We start from the raw sequence: 22,254 nt of genomic DNA, 5'->3' as shown, positions 1-22,254 counted from the left end.
GTACTGGCTGCAAAGGGGCAACCGTCCGACTTAGGCGAGCCAACTGCTCAAATAAAGCAACCATTAATGCCCGCTCCTGACGAACGCCGCCGCTTCGAAATTCACCGGTTTTTCAAGCAGGCAAAGAGTAGAGTCGTAGTCAACCGGTTCTAATTGCATTGACTAAAAAATTTTTTGTGGGCGGGTACGCCGCTGCTTGTCATTACCATGGACCGTCTTGCAACCTTGGTTCCGTCGTCCATTTGGCTTGTAAATGTCGACCTCCTCCCATTTCCCTAACGCGCGGTCAACCGCACGCAGAGCGCGGATATAGTCCGCACACGTCAATGATAGTTCCACCGGACAGGTCAATCTTGGTGAACTGGCGGTGCTTGACCAGCACCAAGTGAATATCCGCATCGGCCGCTTCTGCGCTGCTCACCAGCCGTACGCCGCTAAGTTCTTGCGGTAGTTTCTCGATGTGGGGTTCGACCGCTAGCACGGGACCGGGATGTACGGCCGCGAGCATGCGGGTGATCCTGAGCGCTGGGCTCTCACGTAAATCGTCAATGTCTGCCTTGAACGCGAGTCCGTAGGCAGCAATCGTTAAATCCTTCGCGTCCCCGCCTTTTGCGACTAGTCCCTGTACTGTATCCAGCACCTTGTCGATAACCCAGTCGGGCTTGCTGTCGTTCACCATACGCGCTGCACGGATTAAGTGCGCACTATGCGGTGCTTGAGAAACAATGAACCACGGGTCAACTGCGATGCAATGCCCCCCGACTCCGGGTCCAGGCTGCAGAATATCAACCCTGGGATGTCGGTTGGCGAGCGCAATTAATTCCCAGACGTCAACATCATGCTCGTCGCAAATGAGAGATAATTCATTTGCGAAGGCGATGTTGACATCGCGGAAGCTATTCTCCGTTAGTTTGGACATCTCAGCAGTGCGTGCGTTCGTAACCACACATTCGCCTTGGACAAACATTCGGTAAAGCTGCATCGCAGCTGCACTGCAAGCGGGGGTTACTCCCCCTATCACCCGGTCGTTGTGAATCAGCTCCTGCATCACTTTCCCAGGGAGCACACGTTCGGGACAATGAGCTACGCGTATATCGCTTTTTTCGCCCGCGTTTTGAGGGAAACTGAGATCTTCTCGCTCGGCGGCTAGCCATTGCGCCAATTGATCGGTGGTGCCGACAGGAGACGTGGATTCAAGAACCACGAGATCGCCTTTCTTTAGGACAGGTGCGATCGCCTTTGCTGCTCGCTCGACAAAAGAAAGGTCAGGGACATGATCATCCTTGAAGGGAGTCGGCACAGCGATGAGGAAGGCATCAGCTTTCTCAGGCACCGTGGTAGCGCGCAGATGCCCGCTTTCTACAACCGACTGTACGACAATATCCAAATCAGGCTCAACGATGTGAACGCCTCCGCTATTGATCGTCGCGACAGTGTCAGGATTGATATCGACACCGATCACTTCAATTTTTCGGCTGGCAAACATCGCGGCAGTGGGCAGGCCGATATAGCCGAGCCCGATCACCGAGACTGACTTAAAAGCACGATCCATGGCTAATTCCTTGTCCTTGGCAGCAGCTGAGCCTCATGCCCCAGTCGGCGCTCAAGCGCATCGAGGATGCGTCCCGATGCTTTGCCGTCACCATAGGGATTATGCGCACGGCTCATTGCACGATACGCAGTTTGATCATCGAGAAGCCGGGTGGTTGCTGCGACGATAGTACTCGCGTCGGTTCCAACCAGTTCTACCGTGCCCGCTTCGACTGCCTCAGGCCGCTCAGTGTTATCGCGCATGACAAGAACAGGTTTACCGAGCGAAGGCGCTTCCTCTTGAATTCCGCCACTATCGGTGAGGACGATGTCCGCTCGGCGCATTAAGTCAACAAACGGAAGGTAGTCGAGCGGCTCGATTAACCGAACGTTGGGCTTGTTCCCAAGCTTTTCTTCGACCGGTCCTTTGACATTGGGGTTTAGGTGAACTGGGTATATTATCTCAACGTCATCCCGATCGGCCAACTTACCAATCGCCTCACAAATCCGCTCAAATCCACCTCCAAAATTCTCGCGTCGATGGCCCGTCACCAAAATTGTACGACGCTCAGGATCTGTAGGCGACATGGCGGCAAGCGAAGCACGCAGCGCCTCATCGTGCTCGATGCGTGCGACCACATCGAGCAGCGCATCGATCACCGTATTTCCGGTCACGATGATATCCTCGTCGGGATAGCCCTCGGCGAGAAGGTTCTGGCGCGAGCGTTTAGTGGGCGCAAAATGCAGGGAGGTGACCGTCGCGGCGGCCTTGCGGTTGATTTCCTCGGGCCAGGGCGACTCGGGATTGCCGGTGCGCAGCCCCGCTTCGACATGGCCTACCGGAATACGGGCGTAAAAAGCCGCGAGGGAAGCGGCTAACGTCGTCGTGGTGTCGCCATGGACCAGCACCATGTCGGGCCGCTCTTCATCGAGCACGGCGCGCATTCCAGTCAGCACCTTGGCGGTGATGTCGGTGAGATCCTGCCCGGGCTGCATGAGGTCGAGGTCATGGTCGGGCTCGAGGCCGAACAGGTCGAGAACCTGGTCGAGCATCTGGCGGTGCTGGGCAGTGACGCAGACACGGCCATCGAACCGGGGATCGCTTTCGAGCGCCTTGACCACCGGGGCCATCTTGATCGCCTCGGGCCGGGTGCCGAAAACCGACAGGATTTTTGCCATGCGAAGACCCTTGGATAGACGGGTGAGCCGGACTGCAAACAGGGCCCTGTCGGACCCTGTTGCACTTGGCTCGCCGCCTTAGGTCAATGCCCGCTCACCCGCAACAGGCCAATTGGCGATGCGAGTGGCCGGCGCGGCTTCGCCTGCCTATTCCTCGAGCTGACCCAAAAGCGGCGAGATCAGCGCCGCACTCATATCATTCGGAGCAAACCGCATCGTAGCCTTCCCTCCCCGCTGGCTTCGCGCCTTGCCAAAAATCCCCGCACCTGGCTCGTCATCGGCGCCCCCGGCTTCATCGGTTCGAACATCGTCGAGGCGCTGCACGAGGCCGGCTAAAAGGTCGTCGGCCTCGGCAATTTCGAGCCCGGCAAGCATGCCAATCTCGAAGCGGGGAAGGAAGCCCAGCCAGAGGCCTATGCCGAACGCTTCACACTGATCTAAGGCGACATTCTTGACCATGATACTTGCTCGAACGCCGCCAAGGGACGCGACCTCATCCTGCACCCGGCAGCGCTCGGATCGAACCCCCAGTCAATCGAGGAACCGACGCGCTATAATGTGGTCAACGTCACCGGCTTCGTCACCATGCTTGAAGCCGCAAGGGCAAAAGATATCTCGCGGATCGTCTATGCTTCCTCCAGCGCGGTCTATTGTGACGATCCCGCGCCCGAAGAACTGGAGGAGCACATCTGCCGCGCGCTTTCGCGCTCTGCTGTGACCAAGCGCGTCGTTGAACTTTATGCCATCGGCTAGTTGGACCATTATGCGACGGAAGCGGTCGACTTCGCTACTTCGATGTCTTCGGCGAGCGGCAGGTCCGCCCGGCTCGGTCTTCAATGTCGGCGCGCGCAAGCGTACCAGCCTCGACCAGCTGTTCACGACCATCTGCGATGCGATAGTGGCGATGGGCTATGAATATTACCGCGAACCCGAACATGCCGATTTCCCCTTAGGCGATATCCGCCATTCGCTTGCCGACATCGGAAAGGCGCGCAACGTGTTGGGCTTTTCGCCCGAGATTGACCTCGCGACGGGGCTGGAACTCTCCATCCCGCATTACGGCTAGTCTCGGCCGAAAAATCCTGCCCGCTACGGCAGTGCGGCCATGCGCGCATGCCGTAGCGTCAGCAGCGATGAACGGGCTCCCTTGCGGGCGGCGGACAGCGCCCCGCCTCTTGCCACCCCGGCTTTCTTCGCGGAAAAGAGCGCAAAATCTTCCGCGAAGAGGAATATCATGAGCCTACCGCCCCTTCTCCAGAATTTGCGCATCCCTGCCTTCGGGGCGCCGCTCTTCATCATTTCGCACCCCGCGCTGGTGATCGCGCAGTGCAAGGCGGGGATCGTGGGCAGCTTTCCCGCTCTCAATGCCCGGCCTGCCAGCCAGCTCGACGAATGGCTGGCCGAGATCACCGAGACGCTCGCCAAACATGACCGAGAGCATCCGGACCGGCCCGCCGCGCCGTTTGCGGTCAACCAGATCGTCCATGCCTCCAACACCCGTTGGGAGGAGGATCTCAAGCTTTGCGAAAAATATGAGGTCCCGATCGTCATCACTTCGCTCGGCGCGCGAGAGGAATTGAACCAGGCCGTGCATGGATGGGGCGGGATTACCCTCCATGACATCATCAACGACCGGTTCGCGCACAAGGCGATCGACAAGGGCGCCGACGGCCTGATCGCGGTTGCTGCCGGTGCGGGCGGCCATGCCGGCAAATGGTCGCCTTTCGCTCTGGTGCAGGAAATCCGTGCCTGGTTCGATGGCCCGCTTCTTCTTTCGGGCGCGATCGCCAACGGGGGGTCGATCCTTGCTGCCGAGGCGATGGGGGCCGATCTTGCCTATATCGGCTCGCCCTTCATCGCGACCCACGAAGCGCGCGCGATGCCCGAATATAAGCAGGAAATCGTCAAGAGCGGGGCCGCCGACATCGTGGCTTCCTCGCTGTTCACCGGCGTGCATGGCAATTATCTGCGCGGTTCGATCGAGAAGGCGGGAATGGATCCCAACAATCTTCCCGAAAGCGATCCGTCGAAGATGAACTTCGGAGGCGCCAAGGCCTGGAAGGATATCTGGGGCTCGGGCCAAGGCATCGGGGTGATCGACGAGATCGTCGGTGCGGGCGACCTCGTCGACCGGCTGGCGCGCGAATATGAAGAAGCCAAGGCGCGTATCTGCGCCTAGGCCCGCCTATCGGCGCGAATAGAAGTCGCGTTCGAGACGACCCATCAACGCGCGTGCGGGACTGGCGACCGGCTCGCTCACCACCTGCCCTTCATCGAGCCGGCGAACCCGCTGGTAAAGATCGATGCTTTGCCGAATGAGGTTCTGCGCCGCTTGCGGAAGAAGGGCGACGACCTTTTCATCGCTCTCATTGGCCTTGCCGAGGCGCCGTTCGGGCCGCTGCCCCTCGATCACCGTCAACTCGCCCGTTTCGATCGCGCGCTGTGTCAGCAGCCAGGCAACGATGTGCATGATCCGCGTCGTGACCTTCAGCGACTCGCAGGCGAACCCGACCCGCGCGAACGGTTCGAGCAATTGCCGGTCGTCCCGCCCCGCTTCGTCAAAATAGGATCGCGCTTCGTCGGCGAGGACCATGGCCTCGGTATAGAGCTGGTCAACCAGCCGCGGCGTGATCCGCATTTCGGTTGCGCTTGATTCGTCCATAAGCTTCGTTTTGCCATGCCTTGGCGGTCGAGAAAACGCCCGAAAGGCTCCAAATGCTCCGTTAACCGCACGCCGTCCCGCGATGGGACAGCGAGCTCAAGCAATGATGTCAGGGGTAATCTGGTCGTCGAGATCGGCGATCCGGTCCTTCAAGGCGAGCTTGGCCTTCTTAAGCCGCGCTAGTTCGAGCTGGTCGGCCTTTCCGCTTGCCCGTTTGCGCTCGATTTCCTCGTCGAGCAGCCGATGTTCCTCCTTCAGCCGGGCGAGAAGTTCGGCGGGATCGTCATCGTCATTCATCGCGCCACCCCCAGACGGCCATTCACGCCAGACTGCACCAGCCCAGCGACGATGACAATGTCGGACAGGCGACAAACCCCATCATTCGTGGTTTAATAGGCGAGTCGTCAATCCACCGATGGAAAGGACATCCAATGGACAAAGCCCATGTCGAGGCAATCGCATCCAAGCATAAAGCACTTCATATGCGGATCGAAAGCGAGGAACATCGTCCTCGTCCTGACATGGACTTGCTGAGTAGGCTTAAAAAGCAAAAGCTTGCACTGAAAGACGAACTGGTGGGGCACTAACCCGCCGCTGCTCAAAAAAATGGGCCGGCATTCCTCTCGGAAGCCGGCCCATTTTTTTGTCTGGATGATAGGATAAATCAGTCGGTGCGGTCGTCGCGGCTCACGCGCTCAGTGCGTTCGTGCTTTTCCTGCGCTTCGAGCGTCATCGTGGCGATCGGCCTGGCTTCGAGACGGGGCAGCGAGATCGGGTCGCCCGTCACTTCGCAATAGCCATATTCGTCGTCATAGAGCCGGCGGATGGCGGCATCGATCTTGCCGATGAGCTTGCGCTGCCGGTCACGGGTGCGCAGTTCGAGGGACCAGTCGGTTTCGCTCGAGGCGCGGTCGGCCAGATCCGGCTCGCGAAGGCTATCGACCTGGAGCTGCGCCATGGTGGCCCGGCTTTCCTCGACGATCGACTCTTTCCATTCCCGCAACTTGTTGAGGAAATAGGCCTTCTGCCGGACATTCATGAATTCCTCGTCGCTCGACGGACGATAATCGTCGTCGAGCACGAGCTCATCGAATTTTTCAGAGCCATTCAGATCGTGGATCGCGGTCGCCAAGTAACCCTCCCAAAATCACAGCCCTCTAGCACCGCAATTTTACCGAAATGCGGCAAAGAGGGGCGAATTATGTCAGGCTTTTTCGGCACTTAGACCAGCCCGACGGTGTCCCCGAGTTGCGCCTATAAATAGACTAACGGTGATTAACAAGAGATGAGTGGAGAGGATCGGCGGTTCTTGTGGACTGTTGCGTGGATACCGCATCATAAAGCGCGGAACTGCGTCGTTCAGCTATTTCTGTTTGTCCACAGTTAAATCTCATATGGAGCCGTAATGAAAATATTGCTCACCAATGATGACGGAATCCATGCGCCGGGACTCGAAATTCTTGAACGCATCGCTTCAAAACTGTCGGATGACGTAACGGTCGTCGCGCCTTCGGAAGAGCAGTCGGGGGCCGGGCACAGCCTGACGCTCACCCGCCCGCTCCGTATTCGCAAGCATGGCCCGAAGCGCTTTTCGGTGACCGGAACGCCCACCGATGCGGTGATGCTCGCACTCGGCAGCATCATGAAGGACGATTGGCCCGATCTCATCCTGTCGGGTGTCAATCGCGGAGCCAATCTTGGCGAGGACGTCACTTATTCGGGCACTGTCTCTGCGGCGATGGAAGGGGCATTGGCGGGCGTGCCGTCGATCGCCCTCAGCCAGGCGAGCGCTCGTCCCGGCGATGCCGATGGCGTCCAGTTCGAAGCCGCCGAAGCGCATGGTGCCGCGGTCCTCGAAAAACTCATCAAGGCGCTCCCCGAGAAACGCACGCTCATCAACATCAATTTTCCGCCGCTCCCGGCCGACAAGGTCAAGGGCGTGCGCGCCTGTTCGCAGGGTTTTCGCGATTATGCCCGCCTCGAGGTGATCGAGCGCAAGGATCCGCGCGGCTTTCGCTATTACTGGTTCGGTCTGGGCGAAACAGTGGAGACACCGGGACATCGCACCGATCTGGAAAGCGTGGCCGACGGCTTCATCTCGGTGACGCCGCTCGATCTCGACCTCACCCATCATGAAGCGATGGCCGCTCTCGACGGTCTTCTCGAAAGCTAGCGGATCAGACGGTGATGAAAGCGCGCTCGCTGCCTTGCAGGCGAACGGCGGTGAGCTGTCCGGTGGCGTAGCAGCCGGTGTCAATTCCGATGCGATTCTTCTTGGATTCGGGCTTTCCGGTGATCGTGTGGCCGTGAACCACCACCACGCCATGGTCCTTGTCGGACTTGAGGAACCGTTCGCGAATCCACAGTAGGTCGCTTGCCTGCTGCTCATCGATCGGGGTGCCGGGACGGATGCCCGCATGGACGAACAGATAATCGCCGATCTTCTTCTTCAAACGGAGATTCTCGAAGAAAGAGCGGTGGCTCTCGGGCAAGGCTTCGCGCAGGAGTGATCCGGCGTCGCCGCCCGCATCATAGAGCTCCTTGCGACCGATACCGTAGCTTTCCATCATTTCCTTGCCGCCATACGACAGCCAGCCGGCGGCCTTTTTGCCCTTGCCGTTGAGCACCTCGAGCATCGCTTCCTCATGGTTGCCCTTGAGGAAATACTGCTTCTCGCCCGGCAGATTGCCCCCGATCAGCCGTTCGACCACGCCGCGACTGTCGGGGCCGCGGTCGATATAGTCGCCGAGAAAGACGAGGCGGCTCTGGCCATCATAATCGGCAAGATCGGCCTCGATCGCGCCGAGAAGCGCTTCGAGCTGGTCGATACAGCCATGAATATCGCCGATGGCATAGACCCGCTTGCCGTCCGGCAAGGTGGCTTTACCCTTTGACTTGGCCTTGCGCAGGAGACTGATGACCACTGGACTGGTGAGACTTTCCTTCTACGGCCCCTAGGAGCCATGTCCGAGCCATGTAATAGCAAGATGCCTAGATGGAAACCACGGAAGGATACGGCAAGGGGTCTGCATAGTTAACCCTTATACCCATGCCGTTGGTATTCACTGAGAGCATGGCTGTCCGAGGACGAACGGTCGCGGGCGGAAGCTTCCACGGAATTTGTGTCACCCCTGCGATTGTAGGTGGCTGGAAAGCAGCTCAGGTTGCTCTTAAGGCACGGCGGAGTAGATTGTCGCGGCGAGGAGAATGAACGCGTGAAAATCGTCATCATCGGCACCGGATATGTCGGTCTTGTGTCAGGGGCCTGTTTTGCCGACTTCGGCCATGACGTGATCTGCGTCGACAAGGACCCGGCCAAGCTCGACATGCTCGCGCGCGGCGAGATGCCGATCTGGGAACCTGGCCTCGAAGGCCTCGTCAAACAGAATGTCGCCGATGGGCGTTTGTCCTTTACGGGCAAGCTTTCCGAAGCGCTTCCCGATGCGCAGGCAATCTTCATCGCGGTCGGTACGCCCTCGCGGCGCGGCGATGGCCATGCCGATCTCACCTATGTCTATGACGCAGTGCGCGAAATCGCGCGCGCCCTGAGGGACCCGGCGGTGATCGTTACCAAGTCTACCGTGCCGGTGGGCACAGGCGACGAAATCGCCCGCATCCTCGAAGAAGAGGGCGCGCCCGAAGGAACGGTGGTGGCCTCCAACCCAGAGTTCCTGCGCGAAGGCGCGGCGATCGTCGATTTCAAGCACCCTGATCGCATTCTGGTGGGTGCCGAGGACCAGAAGGCGCGCGATGTGCTCACCGAAATCTATCGCCCGCTTTTCCTCAACAAGGCGCCGATGCTGTTCACTTCGCGGCGCACGGCGGAGCTGACCAAGTATGCCGCAAATGCCTTTCTCGCGACCAAGATCAGCTTCATCAACGAAATGGCCGATATCTGCGAAGCGGTCGGCGCCGACGTGCAGGAACTGGCGCGAGGCATCGGGCTCGACGGGCGGATCGGCCCCAAATTTCTTCACCCGGGCCCGGGCTATGGGGGAAGCTGCTTTCCCAAGGACACGCTTGCGCTCCTGAAAACTGCCGACGACTTCAATGTCGACGCCAAGATCGTCAACACGGTGGTCAGGTTCAACGACGACCGGAAGGCCGCGATGGCCGAGCGCGTCGCCAGGGCGCTTGGCGGCAGCCTTGAGGGCAAGAAGGTCGGGATCCTCGGCCTCACCTTCAAACCCAATACCGACGATATGCGCGAAGCCCCGTCGATCCCGCTCGTGCGCGGACTGATCGAGGGCGGCGCGCAAGTGATGGCGTTCGACCCCGTCGGGATGAAGGAAGCCGCCAAGGTGATGCCCGAAGAACTCGTCTATTGCGAACAACCCTATGGCGTGGCGGACGATGCCGATGCGCTGGTCATCTGCACTGAATGGGACAGCTTTCGCGGTCTTGATCTTGCCCGCATGAAAAAAGCCATGCGGGGCACGGCACTGGTCGATCTTCGCAATGTCTACGAGCGCGACGAGGCCGAGCGCGCAGGCCTCGACTATTATCCGATCGGGCGCTGAGGCGCGCTAGACGGCGGGGCCCTGCAAGGGGAATTTGGGGATCTCGACTTCGAAGGCGTCGCCATTCTCGGCGACCATCTGGTAGCTGCCTTCCATCGATCCGGTCGGCGTGGCGAGCGGGCAGCCCGAGACATAGTCATAGCTCGAACCCGGCGCAATTACGGGCATGTCGCCCACCACGCCTTCGCCGATGACTTCGCTCGCGATGCCGCGTCCGTCGAGAATGAGCCAGCGTCGGCCGAGCAGTTGCACCGGTCCCTTACCCTTGTTCTCTATGCGGATATGATAAGACCAGAACCAGCGGTCCTCGCCCGGAGCGGATTGTTCGGCAAGATAGTTCACGGCCACGCGGACGGTGATGTCACCGGTGGTCGCGCTATGTCCGAACAGCATGTCGAGGGCCTTGGTCGCGGTCATGGACGAAGGCTAAGCAAGCCCGGCGGCTCCGCGCAACCGCGTTATCAATCTTTCACGCGCCGGAAGGATGTTCGCGGCTCGGTCGGTCAGCAAGTCACGCTCCAGAAAATGGCCGCTAAGCGCCAATCCCGCGAGAACATCCTCCCAGGATGCGAATGATTCACCCGAGCGCAGAAAAGGCGGCAAGGCAAGCAACCTGCCCTGGTAAGGCTCGGCCGCTCCGGCGCTGACGGCCCGGCCCGACCGGGGCGATACCGCGACCAGATCCTCGCTGCTGCCGGTCACCGCGCATTCCGAAAGGTCGAGGCCGAACCCCAGTTCGGCGAGCATGAGCAGTTCGAAACGGACCAGCGATGTGCCCCAGCCGCTCGCCGAAGGTGCGGCCTCGATCGCCGCCAGCAGCCCCGACAGCGCATCATGGAGCCGTGGGTAGGCCTGCCCTTCGGGAAGCGCGGTCGCGGTGAGCGCGCAGGACCAGGCAATCGCCGCCGCCGGGAGCGGTTCGCCGAATAGCGGGCCGCGACTGTGAGTGAGTTCGACCTGCCCCTGCGCCAATTGCTGTTCGCTGCGCGCGCTGATCGCGGCCTGCACATCGTTGCCAGGCTGAAGAACGGGGCCGAGGCGCTTGCCACGAGCGCCGCGTACATAAGCGGCTAGCAGCCCTTCTTCGCGTGTGAACAGGCGGACAACCCCGCCATGCTCGCCATGGGCGCGGAGCGCGGTCACAATCGCGGAGAGCGTCAGCCGCATCAGCCGCGGGGATGGAAATAGTCATGGATCTGGCGCGCGGTCGCGCGGGAAATGCCCGGCGCCTTTTCCAGATCGTCGAGCGCGGCCGACTTGACCGCCTTGGCAGTCCCGAAATGCATCAGCAGGGCGCGCTTGCGCGCGGGCCCGACTCCCGGCACTTCGTCGAGCGTCGATCCCGTGAAGCTCTTGGCCCGCTTGGCGCGGTGCGTGCCGATGGCGAAGCGATGCGCCTCGTCGCGCAAGCGCTGGAGGTAGAAGAGCAAGGGCGCATTGGGCGGGAGCCGGATCTCACGCCCTCCGGGCATGTGGAAGACCTCCCGACCGGCGTTGCGGTCGGGCCCCTTAGCGACCGCGACCACCGGCACGTCCTCGACGCCCGCTTCCTCCATGATGTCGAGGACGCTCGACAATTGTCCCTTGCCACCGTCGATGAGCAAAAGGTCGGGCCAGTCGCCTTTCGAACGGTCGGGATCGTCCTTGGCGAGCCGGGCGAAGCGCCGCGTGAGCACTTCCTTCATCATGCCGAAATCATCGCCCGGCGTGATGTTCGACTTGATGTTGAACTTTCGATAGCTGTTCTTTTGGAAGCCTTCGGGCCCCGCGACGATCATCGCGCCGGTCGCATTGGTGCCCATGATATGGCTGTTGTCATAGACTTCGATCCGTTCGGGCGGTCCGTCGAGTTCGAAAGTCTCGGCCAGTTCGCGCAGCAGTTTCGCCTGTGTGGTGCTTTCCGCCAGCCGCCGGTCGAGCGCCTCGACCGCATTGCGGCTGGCCTGTTCGATGAGCCTGCGTCTTGCCCCACGCTGCGGCCGCGACAGTTCGACTTTCCGTTCGGCCCGCTCGGACAGGGCCTGCGCGATCAAATCGCTTTCGGGCAGGTCGCGATCGACGAGGATGCGCGCGGGCGGCGGCACATCTTCATAAAATTGCATCATGAAATCGGTGAGCACTTCATCGAGCGGAACACCTTCGGTGCCCTTGGGGAAGAAAGCGCGATGCCCCCAATTCTGCCCGCCGCGAACGAAAAAGGCCTGGATCGACACCTGCCCCGCTTTCTCGGCCAGCGCAAAGACGTCGCCATCGCCCAGCCCCTCGGCATGGATGGTCTGCGATCCCTGCACATAGGTGAGCGCGCGCAGCCGGTCGCGATAGATCGCCGCCAGTTCGAAGTCCTGCTCCTCGGCGGCGCGGGCCATCTGTTCGCCCAGCTTCTTCTGCACTCCCGTGGACTTGCCCGCGAGGAAGAGTTTGGCGTCCGCCACCAGCTCGGAATAATCCTCTTCCGATATCCGCCCCACGCAGGGCGCCGAGCAGCGCTTGATCTGGTAGAGGAGGCAGGGCCGGTCGCGCCCGCGGAAAAAGCCGTCCGAACAGCTGCGCAACAGGAACATCTTCTGGAGCGCGTTAAGCGTGCGCCGAACCGATCCCGCGCTCGCGAAGGGGCCATAATATTGGCCCTTGGTCCGCCGTGCGCCACGGTGCAGCCGCACCTGCGGGAAGTCATGATCCTCGCGCAGGAGGATGAAGGGAAAGCTTTTGTCGTCGCGAAGCAGCACATTGTAGGGCGGCCGGAATCGCTTGATGAGCTGCGCTTCGAGAAGTAGTGCCTCGGCTTCGCTGTTGGTGGTGACGATGGTCATCGACCGAGTCTGCGCCACCATGCGTTGCAGCCGCTTGGTCAGGCGTGCGACCTGCGTATAGTTGGACACCCGGTTCTTGAGCGCCCGGGCCTTGCCGACATAGAGAACATCGCCCTTGGCATCGAGCATGCGATAGACGCCGGGGCGCACCGGAAGCGTCCGCACGACATTGCGGATCGCCTTGATGCCTGCCTCGATATCGGGCTTGGCCCCGCCGCCCTTGACGGTCGAAGTGGCCTTGTCCTCGTTGAAACGCTCCTTGGCGCCGGGCTGGTCGGGTCTGTCGGCCTTGCTCACGGCATTGGATTTAGGAAGTTTCCCCGCCGGGATAAAGCTGCACGGCAACTTTCACTGCCGTTCAGCGAGGCGAAACGGCGATTTGGCTATATCGGCGCAATGATGATCAAAGCCATGACCAGCCTGGCGATCGCTGCCCTCGCCTTCACGGCGACGAGCGCCGACGCGCAGGTTCGCGCCAAGCTCTTCAGCCGCGACAGCCTTGCCGCTGCCGTCACTCCGTACGCTGCGGAGGCCCGGCACGGTGGTTGGCAGATTGGCCCCATCGCGCGGGGGCGCAACTATTCGCTTGGCATGCCGCTCTATGCGCGCGATTTCGGCCATGGCGGCTTTACCTTCGATTTTCCCTATGCCAGCGCCCGCGCAGGCCATGTACATTACGTGACCCGGCCGGTTCGGACATTAGCGGGCGCCTCGATCATACGGGTTCGTTACCAAGTTGAGGCTTCGCCCGGAACGCGATTCATCCCCCAGGAAGATAGTCATCGTCCAGCGACAGTTAGTCTCTACTTTCAGCGGGCTGGAGACAATTGGTCAGGGCGGGGACGGTTCGCCGCGTACCGGTGGTATGCACCACCAGCTGAGGTAAGACAGATCAAACCGGGACAGTTCGAGATGAGGGTTAGGCTAGACGACCCTGCGTGGGTTGGCGTCACCGGTGGGATTACCGCGGGAAATAATCCGACCGCTTATCGTGCCGCATTGCGGCATGCAGGTCGGATCGGCCTAGTTTTTGGCTCGGCGGGCCTGCGCGGCCACGGCGTGTTCGCCACGGCGCCCGCCCGTTTCACCGTCACCGATTTCTCGATCCGCTAGGCCGCCGCGCGCGCTTCGTCGCCCAACATCCATTCGACCGCATGGCGGGCGTGGATCTCGGTGGTGTCATAGACCGGAAGCACGTTGGCGCGCGCATCCACCGCAAGGACCAGTTCGGTGCAGCCAAGCACCACCGCATCGGCCTGCGCCCGCGCCAATTCGGTGAGCAGGGTCTTGAACGCGCGCTGGCTGTCGCGCCGCACCTCGCCCCGCGCCAGCTCGGAAAAGATGATGCGATCGACGGTCGCGATCCAGTCGGGCGAGATGTTCATGATCTCGATCCCGGCGGCTTCATAGCGTTCGCGGGCAAACGGCTCGGTCATGGTGAAACGGGTGCCAAGCAAGGCCACCCGCCTGCGGCCATCGGCCTTCAGCCTGGCGATCGTCGGATCGGCGATGTGCAGCAAGGGTAGCTTGGTCGCTTCCTCGACCGCCGGCGCATATTTGTGGGTCGTGTTGGAGGCGATCATGATGGCCTCCGCGCCGCCCGCCACCAGTGTCAATCCCGCCGCGACGATATAGCGCTGCGCGGTCTCGACATCGCCGCGCTGCTGGGCAGCCGCATAGGGAGCCAGATCGATGCTTTCGATGATCATGCGAGCGCTGGAGAGGCCTCCGAGGCGGCGCGCGATCAGACGGTTGATATGATCGTAATAAAGCGCCGTCGAGTTCCAGCTCGTCCCGCCGATCAATCCAAGTTTTTTCATGGTCCTCCCGATAGCCCGCGCAACCGGGGCTACCGGCTGGGGGCTCTAACCCAGTAAGCGAATTTTAGGCGACCTTGCCCGATTTGTTCCTTGAACCCAAGCCCTTATCGCCCCCTAAGGCGATTTTTCCTCGCGGGCCGAGGTCAGTCGAGCGACTTGACGATTTCCTCGACCATCTTCTTGGCGTCCGACAGGAGCATCATCGTATTGTCCCTGAAGAAGAGCTCATTCTCCACGCCTGCATAGCCTGCGCCGCCCATCGAGCGCTTGATAAAGAGCGTCGTGCGTGCCTTTTCAACGTCGAGAACGGGCATGCCGTAGATGGGCGAGGTCTTGTCGGTCTTGGCAGCCGGATTGGTCACGTCGTTGGCACCGATGACGAAGGCGACATCGGCTTGCGCGAATTCCGAATTGATGTCCTCCAGCTCGAAAACCTCGTCATAGGGGACATTGGCCTCGGCCAGCAGCACGTTCATATGGCCGGGCATGCGCCCCGCGACGGGATGGATCGCGAACTTCACCTCGACACCCTTCTCCTTGAGAAGGTCGGTCATTTCGCGAAGGACATGCTGCGCCTGCGCCACCGCCATGCCATAGCCCGGCACGATGATGACCTTGTCGGCCTGTGACAGGAGGAAGGCCGCATCCTCGGCGCTCCCCGCCTTGTAGGAGCGGTCGATTGCGCTTCCCTTGTCGCCGCCCGCCGAAGCATCCTGCCCGAACCCGCCAGCGATCACCGAGACGAAGCTGCGGTTCATCGCCCGGCACATGATGTAGGAAAGAATGGCGCCCGAAGAGCCCACCAGCGCGCCGGTGATGATCATCGCCGTATTGCCGAGCGTGAAGCCCATCGCCGCCGCGGCCCAGCCCGAATAGCTGTTAAGCATCGACACCACGACCGGCATGTCCGCGCCGCCGATCGGGATGATGAGAAGAAAGCCGACGAGAAAGGCCAGCGCGACAATGATCCAGAATTCCATCCCCTCGCCCGCGCCCGCATCGCCGCTGAGCGCATAGAGGCCGGTCAGCGCGAGGATCCCGCCAAGCGTCCCGAGATTGATGACATGGCGTGCGGGCAGAAGGATAGGCGCACCCGACATGTTCCCGTTGAGCTTGGCAAAGGCAATGACCGAGCCCGAGAAGGTGATCGCACCGATGGCCGCGCCCAACGCCATTTCGATGCGACTGACCGCCAGGATATTCCCGTCCGCTCCGAGGATCCCGAAGGCCGAGGGATTGAGAAAGGCTGCCGCAGCGACCAGCACCGCTGCCATGCCGACAAGGCTATGAAAGGCGGCCACGAGCTGCGGCATGGCAGTCATCGCGATCCGCCGCGCGACCGTCAGGCCAATGATCCCGCCAAGGAAGATCGCCATGCCGATTTCGGCGATGCTGGCAATTTCGTGCGTGGCCAGCGTGGTGACCACGGCGATCGCCATCCCGACCATGCCATAGCCATTGCCACGGCGGCTGCTTTCCGGGCTGGAAAGCCCGCGCAGAGCGAGGATGAAACAGACCCCGGCTACCAGATAGGCAAGGAGTACCCAGGCAGGCACGTCGGCCGCGCCCGCCGCCAGAAGCAACGCAAATTCCATCATTTGCGCTCCTTCTTCTTATACATGGACAGCATGCGCTGGGTGACGGCAAAGCCCCCGAAGATATTGACCGAAGCGAGCGCTACCGCGGCAAGGCCGAGCCATTTGGCGCCGGGCACCCCGGCTGCCGCCGCGGCGATGAGGCCGCCGACGATGATGACCGAGCTGATCGCATTGGTGACGGCCATCAGCGGCGTATGCAGCGCCGGGGTCACCGACCAGACCACATAATAGCCCACGAAACAGCTCAAGACGAAAATCGACAGGATGGAAATGAAGTCCATGCACGCCCCCTTTTCTTCACGCATCTTGTGGCAAGCATGGCGGGCGCTGTCGAGAGGCTGTAGGGGGAGCGCCCCGGCGGGTGGTTAACCCGATCGAGGTTTCCGATTTAATAACCTTTTTGTCCGATAGGCGAAGGGGCAATTGCAGGATGCGTTTATGGCCGAGCGCCGCGACATCGATGGAAAGGCTGCCAAGGGCCGTTCGTCAAAGCTGTTCATCTGGACGGCGGTGGCGGCGATCCTGTTCGGCCTCGTCGAGTTCGGCTCGCCGCTCGACGATGTGATGCGCGTGCTCCGTAATTTGGCCCATGAGAATGAGGCCAGCGGCGAAATCGTTCTCATTGAGATCGACAAGAAAAGCGTCGAGGAACTGGGCGCCTATCCCTGGCCGCGCTCGATTCATGCCGACATCATCGACCGAACGCGCGAGGCCGGAGCCAAGTCGGTCTATTTCGACATGGTCTTCGCCGGGCGCACCACGCCCCGGGACGATTCCCGCCTCGTCGAGGCGATCCGCCGCGCCGGCAACGTCACCATTGCCGCCGTCGAGGAACGCGACCGCGATTCGGCAGGCTCGCAGCTCGAACTGCCACTCGAAGATCTGCAGAAAGCCGCCGACCTCGCCTCGATCAATGCCTATTTCAACTTCCAGACCGCGGTCTGGGACCTCCACTATCGCGAGGATGTGCTCGGCAAGGACATTCCCAGCTTCGCGTCGAAGATGGCGGGGGTAGACGGTAAGGTCGGCGAGCTCTTCCCGATCGACTATTCGATCCGCTACGACAGCGTGCCCAAGGTCAATGTGGTCGACCTGCTACGCGACGACAGCAAGCTCGACATGCTGCGCGGCAAGACCGCGGTGGTCGGGATCAGCGTGATGCAGCTCGGCGACCAGGTCTATATTCCGGGCAAGGGCCGTGAGGCCGGCGTCTATGTGCAGATTCTCGGCGCCGAAACGCTGATGCGCGGACGGCCGGTTCAACTCGGATGGTGGCCGTCGCTTCTGGTCGCACTCCTGGGCTGCGCCATCGCGGTCTTCGCGTCGCGAAGCACGGTGCGGGTCGGCGGTCTGGTCGCTGCGGGCGCGACGCTGGCCCTTGTTCCCATCCTGACCGAAGCGCATCTCATCTTCGTCGACATCGCGCCCGGGCTGTTCGCCTTGGCCATCGTCTCCTCGATCCAGGGCTATCGCTACTTCCAATCGCGCGGCTTCGTGAACGAACTGTCGGGACTGCCCAATCTCGTGGCGCTGCGCGGCGACAAGCGCGGCAAGGAATTGCCGCTCATCGCCGCCCGCGTCCACAATTTCGCCGAGATCGTTTCCACCCTGAATGCCGAGGGCGAACGCCAACTGGTCGAACAGATCGCTTCGCGTCTCGGCATCGGGCGCAAGGAAGGCGGAACGCTGTATCAAGGCGATGAAGGCATCTTCGCCTGGTTCGCCGAGCCGCGCACCGCGATCGGCAATCATCTCGAAGCGCTCCACGCCCTGTTCCGCAGCCCGGTCAAGATCGACCAGAATGCGTTCGACCTTACCGTCAGCTTCGGCGTCGAGGTCGGCTCGGGACGCAGCCTCGCCAACCGTCTCGGCAGCGCGCTGGTCGCCGCCGACGAGGCTGACGAGGAAGCGATCAAGTGGAAATATCACGACCCCGCGCGCCAGCAGGAAGTTTCGTGGCGCCTGTCGCTCCTTAGTCAGCTTGATGAAGCGATCGAGCAGGGGCAGGTCTGGCTCGCCTTCCAGCCCAAGCTCGAACTCGAAACCAAGAAGCTCGTCGGTGCCGAAGCGCTGGCCCGCTGGACCCACCCTGAAAAAGGGCCGATCAGTCCCGCCGAATTCATTGCCGCCGCCGAACAGCATGACCGCATCGGCAGACTCACTGATTTTGTCCTCGCAAATTCGATTGCCGCGATCGCCGATTTCTCGCACCACGTCCCGGGTTTCAACATCGCGATCAACCTGTCGGCAAGAAACCTCACCGACCATAATTTACCCGACCGCGTGCGCTCGCTACTCGACCGGCACGGCGTCGCCGCGCACCAGCTGACCCTCGAATTGACCGAAACCGCCGCTCTCGAGGGCAGCGGGGCCGACATCGACCTTCTCAACCAGCTGCGCGACATGGGCGTGCAGATTTCGATCGACGATTATGGCACCGGCCTGTCGACGCTCGACTATCTCAAGAAGGTGCCTGCCACCGAGATCAAGATCGACCAGAGCTTCGTTCGCGGCATGCGCGAAAGCCGCTCTGATCTCATCATGGTCCAGTCGACCATCGCGCTTGCCCATTCGCTTGACCGCAAGGTCGTCGCCGAAGGCGTCGAGGACCGCGATATCCTCGACCAGCTCGAGATGATGCGCTGTGATATCGTTCAGGGCTTTATCGTCGGACGCCCCATGGGCCGCGGCGAAATGGTTCGCAGACTAACCAAAGAGAAACGCCAGAAAGTCGCCTGAAGGCGAAAAGGTTAACAAGGACCTTGCAGGCCATTATTTGGTAAATTCCTTGCTAACCATTTCCATTAGGGTTAATAAGTCCTCAGCACGTGTGCTTTGCACGCCAAATGCAGGGGATATGGTATGAAGAAGAACAAGCAGCCTGTGCGCAGCTTCTGGGACTGGGTCCTGGGCGGCGGATGGGGCGGCACCGGCGGCGCCGGTTAAGCCTCAGGCTAACTGAACGGAAAGACCCGGTTTCGGCCGGGTTTTTCTTTGCCTGTCAGATACTTGGGGAAACTAGGGACAACGCGCCCATCTCCCCGATTTCACATTATCCGAAGCTGGCAGAAGCGCCCGGAACAGGCTGATCTGGAGCCAGATTTTCCGCGCTTATACAGGCCAATAACACAGTCCGTAAATTTACGCCGCGACTCGTATTTGGCGCGAGATCGAATCGGCGACGAAACGAGCGCGTCCGGCCGGAAATAATCTCCGCCAGCGACGCCGATTTATTGAATAAGATCAGCCCTTGTCAGGCGGATTGCAGCCGTTCGTGCACTTTCCGGCCGTCCTGGGTGAGCCGGATGCCCGCAACGATTTCGTCATCGTCGGGCAACACCACTCGTCCGGCATCCTTGTCCCAGAAGGCCGTGAGGAAGTTGGCGAGGTTCCGGCTGAACAGCGCCGAGGCATCCGCCGCGAGCGACCGGGCGGGCTGGATGGGAGTGATCAACTGGACGCCGTGGCGAACAGTGGTCGAACCGGCTTCGATACCTTCGACATTACCGCCCGCTTCGGCAGCAAGGTCGACGATCACACTGCCGGGCCGCATCGAGGCCACTTGCGCATCGCTGATCAGCCGGGGCGCGGGGCGCCCGGGGATGAGTGCGGTGGTAATCACCACGTCCTGCTTGGAAATATGCGAAGAGACCAATTCGGCCTGCGCCTTCTTGTAGGCTTCGGAGGTTTCGCCCGCATAACCCCCCTCGCCTTCGCCTTCGATCCCCTCTTCTTCCTCGACGAAGATCGGCTTCCCGCCGAGCGAGCGGATCTGCTCCTTGGTCGCCGAGCGCACGTCGGTCGCGCTTACCTGCGCCCCCAGCCGCTTGGCAGTTGCGATGGCTTGGAGGCCCGCTACGCCAACGCCCATGATGAAAACGCGCGCCGGGCTGACCGTCCCTGCCGCGGTCATCATCATCGGAAAGGCGCGCCCATAGGCCGCCGCGGCATCGATCACTGCCTTGTAGCCCGCCAGGTTGGATTGGGAGGACAGGATATCCATCGACTGGGCACGCGTGATGCGCGGCATCCACTCCATGGCGAGCGCCTCAATACCCGCTTCGGCATAGCCAGTGACGGCATCGCTCCGGCGAAGCGGATCGAGCGCCCCGATCAGAAGCGCGCCCTTGGCCGCCCCCTGTAGGGCATCGGGCTCGGGCCCCTGCACGCAGAGAATGGCCTCGGCGCCATCAAGAACCCCGGCACGATCACCGAGCGCAGCCCCCGCTTCGGCAAAATCGGAATCACGGATTCCCGCCTGCTCTCCGGCGCCCTTTTCGACTGCGATCCTCGCACCAAGAGCGCTGAGCTTCTTGACGGTCTCGGGAATGGCGGCGACGCGTGTTTCCTCACCGCCTTCCTTTAGGATCGCGATTTTCATCCGGTCAGTTGCTGATCGCGTAGACGACGACAGCCGTGACGATCGCGGCGAGGATCGTTCCCCATTTCAGGAGGGTCAGGAAACCCGCATAATTCCTGCGATGTGCCGGATAATCCATTTCGGTCGCGGTCGGATATGCCTTCTTCTCGGCCATGAAAGTCCCTTTATCTATCTCGAAAGCGGCCCCTGCGAGCCACAGGTCATGCTTATTCTGTATCAAGCCTCAACGCGCTTCTAAAGGGCTTTTCCTCCCTTAACCACACCTTCACCATCGCCCGCTAGGATCCCGGTCAAGGAGTCGATATGCGCGAAGATGATATCCGGTCCCTGTTGCTGCTTGATTCAGACGCGGAGCAACGGCGCCTTCTGGCGTCGGTGGCAGGCCGCGCTGGCTGGACCGTGGTGAGTGCCGCCGACAAGGAGACCGCCGAAGGCCTGCTCCAGGGCCCGCATGGTCGCGAAGTGCGCGCCGCCATCCTGTCGAGCTGGGATTCTGAAAACGGTCCGGGCCTGATCGCGGCCATCCGCGACCAGAAGGAAGATTTGCCGGTCATCGTCCTCGCCGAGGACGGCTCGATCCCCCTCGCAGTGGAAGCCATGCAGGCAGGCGCATCCGATTTCCTCGCCAAGCCCGTCGCTCCCGAGCGCCTGACCGAGGCGCTCGCGACCCATGCCGACCGCCGCCGCCCGGCGGGCGAACTCGCGCCGCTCTCCGAAAAACTGGCTCCCACTCTCAGCCTCGAACAGCTTGTGGGCGCCGCGCCCCAGTTCCGCGCCGCGCTGGCGGTCGCTGCCAAGGCCGCGCGCAACCGCCTTCCCGTGATGATCATCGGCGAACAGGGCGCGGGCAAGGAAAGCTTCGCCCGCGCCATCCACGCCGCCAGCCTGCGCAATCGCGCACCCATCGTGGTGGTCGACTGCAAGGCGATCTCGCCCAACGCGATCGACAGTGAATTGTTCGGCCATGTCCCGGGCGCCTTCCCGGGAGCGTTCAGCGAAAAGGTCGGCAAGCTCGTCGAGGCCAATGAAGGCACCATCCTCCTCGACGACATAACCTCGCTGCCCGCCGAAACGCAGGCCGCGCTCGACCGCGTTCTCGCCACGGGCGAAGTGCGCCCTGTCGGCTGCAATGGTTCTAGCAGCGTCGACGTGCGCCTGATCGCGACCGCCTCGGGGCCGCTGCCAGACGACTTCGATGCTGGCCTCAAGGAGCGAATCGAGACCACGATCGTCACGCTTCCGCCGCTCCGCGACCGGTCGAGCGACATTCCCGCGCTTGCCCGCCATTTCCTGTCGCGCATCGCCGACCAGCCGGGAATGCGCGCTCTGTCGATTGGCAATGACGCCTTGGCCGTCCTCATGCGTTATGGCTGGCCGGGCAATCTGCGGCAGCTTTCCGCCGCGCTGTTCCGCGCCGCGGTACAGTGCGACGGCAACAGCCTGACCGCGGAGGATTTCCCCCATATCGCGGTCCAGTCGCGCTTTTCGGGGCGGCGCACCGACGCCGCGCCGCAACTGTCCAAATCCTCGAGCGACCGCGCTCTCGAAGGCTCGGGCCCCGTGACCATCTATGACGAGGAAGGACATATCCGCACCTTGTCCGACATCGAGGCCGACCTCATCCGCCTTGCCATCGGCCATTATCGCGGACGCATGACCGAGGTGGCCCGCCGCCTCGGCATCGGTCGTTCCACGCTGTACCGCAAGCTGGGCGATCTCGGCATCGATACCGCTGCCTGACGAGGCCCGTCGAC

General features: G+C 61.6%; 24 protein-coding genes. 9 read left to right on the top strand and 15 right to left on the bottom strand.

What is annotated here, in order from left to right; all coding sequences use genetic code 11:
* Positions 1-286: 286 nt before the first annotated feature.
* The 3 genes from wecC to FHS50_RS02690 all read right to left on the bottom strand — a co-directional run bounded on the left by wecC (position 287) and on the right by FHS50_RS02690 (position 3,168).
* Complete coding sequence (wecC, locus tag FHS50_RS02700; RefSeq protein WP_183932845.1) at positions 287-1,552, bottom strand: UDP-N-acetyl-D-mannosamine dehydrogenase; 1,266 nt, start codon at positions 1,550-1,552, stop codon at positions 287-289.
* A 2-nt stretch (positions 1,553-1,554) separates the two neighbouring features.
* Positions 1,555-2,709, bottom strand: coding sequence for a non-hydrolyzing UDP-N-acetylglucosamine 2-epimerase (gene wecB / locus FHS50_RS02695; protein WP_183932844.1), 1,155 nt, complete (start codon positions 2,707-2,709; stop codon positions 1,555-1,557).
* A 147-nt stretch (positions 2,710-2,856) separates the two neighbouring features.
* Positions 2,857-3,168, bottom strand: coding sequence for a hypothetical protein (locus tag FHS50_RS02690; protein WP_183932843.1), 312 nt, complete (start codon positions 3,166-3,168; stop codon positions 2,857-2,859).
* Between FHS50_RS02690 and FHS50_RS02685 the strand changes: the two genes are divergently transcribed.
* The 3 genes from FHS50_RS02685 (at position 3,157) to FHS50_RS02675 (ending at position 4,888) form a co-directional block, all read left to right on the top strand.
* Positions 3,157-3,462 carry an NAD-dependent epimerase/dehydratase family protein gene (locus tag FHS50_RS02685; protein ID WP_183933863.1) on the top strand — a complete coding sequence of 102 codons (306 nt, stop codon included), beginning with the start codon at positions 3,157-3,159 and terminating at the stop codon, positions 3,460-3,462. The two genes, FHS50_RS02690 and FHS50_RS02685, sit on opposite strands and share 12 nt — an antisense overlap.
* 10 nt (positions 3,463-3,472) lie before the next feature.
* Positions 3,473-3,775 (top strand): Rossmann-fold NAD(P)-binding domain-containing protein, encoded by a 303-nt coding sequence (locus tag FHS50_RS02680; RefSeq protein ID WP_183932842.1) that lies wholly within the window; start codon positions 3,473-3,475, stop codon positions 3,773-3,775.
* Positions 3,776-3,943: 168 nt separating this feature from the next.
* Positions 3,944-4,888, top strand: coding sequence for an NAD(P)H-dependent flavin oxidoreductase (locus tag FHS50_RS02675; protein ID WP_183932841.1), 945 nt, complete (start codon positions 3,944-3,946; stop codon positions 4,886-4,888).
* Between the two features lie 6 nt (positions 4,889-4,894).
* Here FHS50_RS02675 and FHS50_RS02670 read toward each other — a convergent pair whose 3' ends face one another.
* Together FHS50_RS02670 and FHS50_RS02665 are read right to left on the bottom strand one after the other, a co-directional pair.
* Positions 4,895-5,371: a DUF1465 family protein gene (locus tag FHS50_RS02670; RefSeq protein WP_183932840.1), complete on the bottom strand. Its 477-nt coding sequence runs from the start codon at positions 5,369-5,371 to the stop codon at positions 4,895-4,897.
* A 96-nt stretch (positions 5,372-5,467) separates the two neighbouring features.
* On the bottom strand, positions 5,468-5,668 hold the full coding sequence (locus tag FHS50_RS02665) for a YdcH family protein (RefSeq protein ID WP_183932839.1): 201 nt from the start codon (positions 5,666-5,668) through the stop codon (positions 5,468-5,470).
* A 134-nt stretch (positions 5,669-5,802) separates the two neighbouring features.
* On the opposite strand from FHS50_RS02665, the gene FHS50_RS02660 reads away from it, so the two are divergent.
* Positions 5,803-5,958, top strand: a complete 156-nt coding sequence (locus tag FHS50_RS02660) for a YdcH family protein (protein WP_183932838.1) — start codon at positions 5,803-5,805, stop codon at positions 5,956-5,958.
* A gap of 77 nt (positions 5,959-6,035) precedes the next feature.
* On the opposite strand, the gene dksA is transcribed toward FHS50_RS02660, so the two are convergent.
* On the bottom strand, positions 6,036-6,503 hold the full coding sequence (gene dksA / locus FHS50_RS02655; RefSeq protein WP_246332925.1) for an RNA polymerase-binding protein DksA: 468 nt from the start codon (positions 6,501-6,503) through the stop codon (positions 6,036-6,038).
* A 273-nt stretch (positions 6,504-6,776) separates the two neighbouring features.
* Between dksA and surE the strand changes: the two genes are divergently transcribed.
* Positions 6,777-7,544, top strand: a complete 768-nt coding sequence (gene surE, locus FHS50_RS02650; protein ID WP_183932837.1) for a 5'/3'-nucleotidase SurE — start codon at positions 6,777-6,779, stop codon at positions 7,542-7,544.
* Positions 7,545-7,548: 4 nt separating this feature from the next.
* Here the strand turns inward: surE and FHS50_RS02645 are convergent, their stop codons facing one another.
* On the bottom strand, positions 7,549-8,295 hold the full coding sequence (locus tag FHS50_RS02645) for a metallophosphoesterase family protein (RefSeq protein ID WP_183932836.1): 747 nt from the start codon (positions 8,293-8,295) through the stop codon (positions 7,549-7,551).
* Between the two features lie 291 nt (positions 8,296-8,586).
* Here FHS50_RS02645 and FHS50_RS02640 point away from each other — a divergent pair, with 291 nt between their 5' ends.
* Positions 8,587-9,891, top strand: coding sequence for a UDP-glucose dehydrogenase family protein (locus FHS50_RS02640; RefSeq protein WP_183932835.1), 1,305 nt, complete (start codon positions 8,587-8,589; stop codon positions 9,889-9,891).
* 6 nt (positions 9,892-9,897) lie between these two features.
* On the opposite strand, the gene apaG is transcribed toward FHS50_RS02640, so the two are convergent.
* The 3 genes from apaG to uvrC are packed head-to-tail and all read right to left on the bottom strand — an operon-like array spanning position 9,898 to position 12,998.
* Positions 9,898-10,308: a Co2+/Mg2+ efflux protein ApaG gene (gene apaG, locus FHS50_RS02635; protein ID WP_183932834.1), complete on the bottom strand. Its 411-nt coding sequence runs from the start codon at positions 10,306-10,308 to the stop codon at positions 9,898-9,900.
* Positions 10,309-10,317: 9 nt separating this feature from the next.
* Positions 10,318-11,058, bottom strand: a complete 741-nt coding sequence (gene recO, locus FHS50_RS02630) for a DNA repair protein RecO (protein WP_183932833.1) — start codon at positions 11,056-11,058, stop codon at positions 10,318-10,320.
* A complete protein-coding gene (uvrC, locus tag FHS50_RS02625; protein WP_183932832.1) occupies positions 11,058-12,998 on the bottom strand; it encodes an excinuclease ABC subunit UvrC in 1,941 nt (646 codons plus the stop codon). The genes recO and uvrC overlap by 1 nt, the downstream gene beginning before the upstream one ends.
* 99 nt (positions 12,999-13,097) lie before the next feature.
* Here uvrC and FHS50_RS02620 point away from each other — a divergent pair, with 99 nt between their 5' ends.
* Positions 13,098-13,814, top strand: a complete 717-nt coding sequence (locus tag FHS50_RS02620; RefSeq protein ID WP_183932831.1) for a hypothetical protein — start codon at positions 13,098-13,100, stop codon at positions 13,812-13,814.
* Here FHS50_RS02620 and FHS50_RS02615 read toward each other — a convergent pair.
* From FHS50_RS02615 to FHS50_RS02605, 3 genes are all read right to left on the bottom strand, one after another.
* Positions 13,811-14,521 carry an aspartate/glutamate racemase family protein gene (locus tag FHS50_RS02615; RefSeq protein ID WP_183932830.1) on the bottom strand — a complete coding sequence of 237 codons (711 nt, stop codon included), beginning with the start codon at positions 14,519-14,521 and terminating at the stop codon, positions 13,811-13,813. The two genes, FHS50_RS02620 and FHS50_RS02615, sit on opposite strands and share 4 nt — an antisense overlap.
* A gap of 143 nt (positions 14,522-14,664) precedes the next feature.
* Positions 14,665-16,116: an NAD(P)(+) transhydrogenase (Re/Si-specific) subunit beta gene (locus tag FHS50_RS02610; RefSeq protein WP_183933861.1), complete on the bottom strand. Its 1,452-nt coding sequence runs from the start codon at positions 16,114-16,116 to the stop codon at positions 14,665-14,667.
* Positions 16,116-16,400, bottom strand: a complete 285-nt coding sequence (locus tag FHS50_RS02605) for an NAD(P) transhydrogenase subunit alpha part 2 (protein ID WP_183932829.1) — start codon at positions 16,398-16,400, stop codon at positions 16,116-16,118. Before FHS50_RS02605 ends, FHS50_RS02610 begins: the two co-directional genes overlap by 1 nt.
* A 157-nt stretch (positions 16,401-16,557) precedes the next feature.
* On the opposite strand from FHS50_RS02605, the gene FHS50_RS02600 reads away from it, so the two are divergent.
* Positions 16,558-18,858: an EAL domain-containing protein gene (locus FHS50_RS02600; RefSeq protein WP_183932828.1), complete on the top strand. Its 2,301-nt coding sequence runs from the start codon at positions 16,558-16,560 to the stop codon at positions 18,856-18,858.
* Between the two features lie 514 nt (positions 18,859-19,372).
* Here the strand turns inward: FHS50_RS02600 and FHS50_RS02595 are convergent.
* Both FHS50_RS02595 and FHS50_RS02590 read right to left on the bottom strand, forming a co-directional pair.
* Positions 19,373-20,500 carry an NAD(P) transhydrogenase subunit alpha gene (locus FHS50_RS02595; protein WP_183932827.1) on the bottom strand — a complete coding sequence of 376 codons (1,128 nt, stop codon included), beginning with the start codon at positions 20,498-20,500 and terminating at the stop codon, positions 19,373-19,375.
* A gap of 4 nt (positions 20,501-20,504) precedes the next feature.
* Positions 20,505-20,654: an aa3-type cytochrome c oxidase subunit IV gene (locus FHS50_RS02590; RefSeq protein ID WP_183932826.1), complete on the bottom strand. Its 150-nt coding sequence runs from the start codon at positions 20,652-20,654 to the stop codon at positions 20,505-20,507.
* A 149-nt stretch (positions 20,655-20,803) separates the two neighbouring features.
* On the opposite strand from FHS50_RS02590, the gene FHS50_RS02585 reads away from it, so the two are divergent.
* Positions 20,804-22,240 (top strand): sigma-54-dependent transcriptional regulator, encoded by a 1,437-nt coding sequence (locus FHS50_RS02585; RefSeq protein ID WP_183932825.1) that lies wholly within the window; start codon positions 20,804-20,806, stop codon positions 22,238-22,240.
* Positions 22,241-22,254: the final 14 nt, after the last annotated feature.

This window comes from Sphingomicrobium lutaoense (genome assembly GCF_014195685.1).
In the GTDB taxonomy this organism is placed as follows: Bacteria; Pseudomonadota; Alphaproteobacteria; order Sphingomonadales; family Sphingomonadaceae; genus Sphingomicrobium; species Sphingomicrobium lutaoense.
This window is presented reverse-complemented; position numbering and strand designations above follow the sequence as displayed.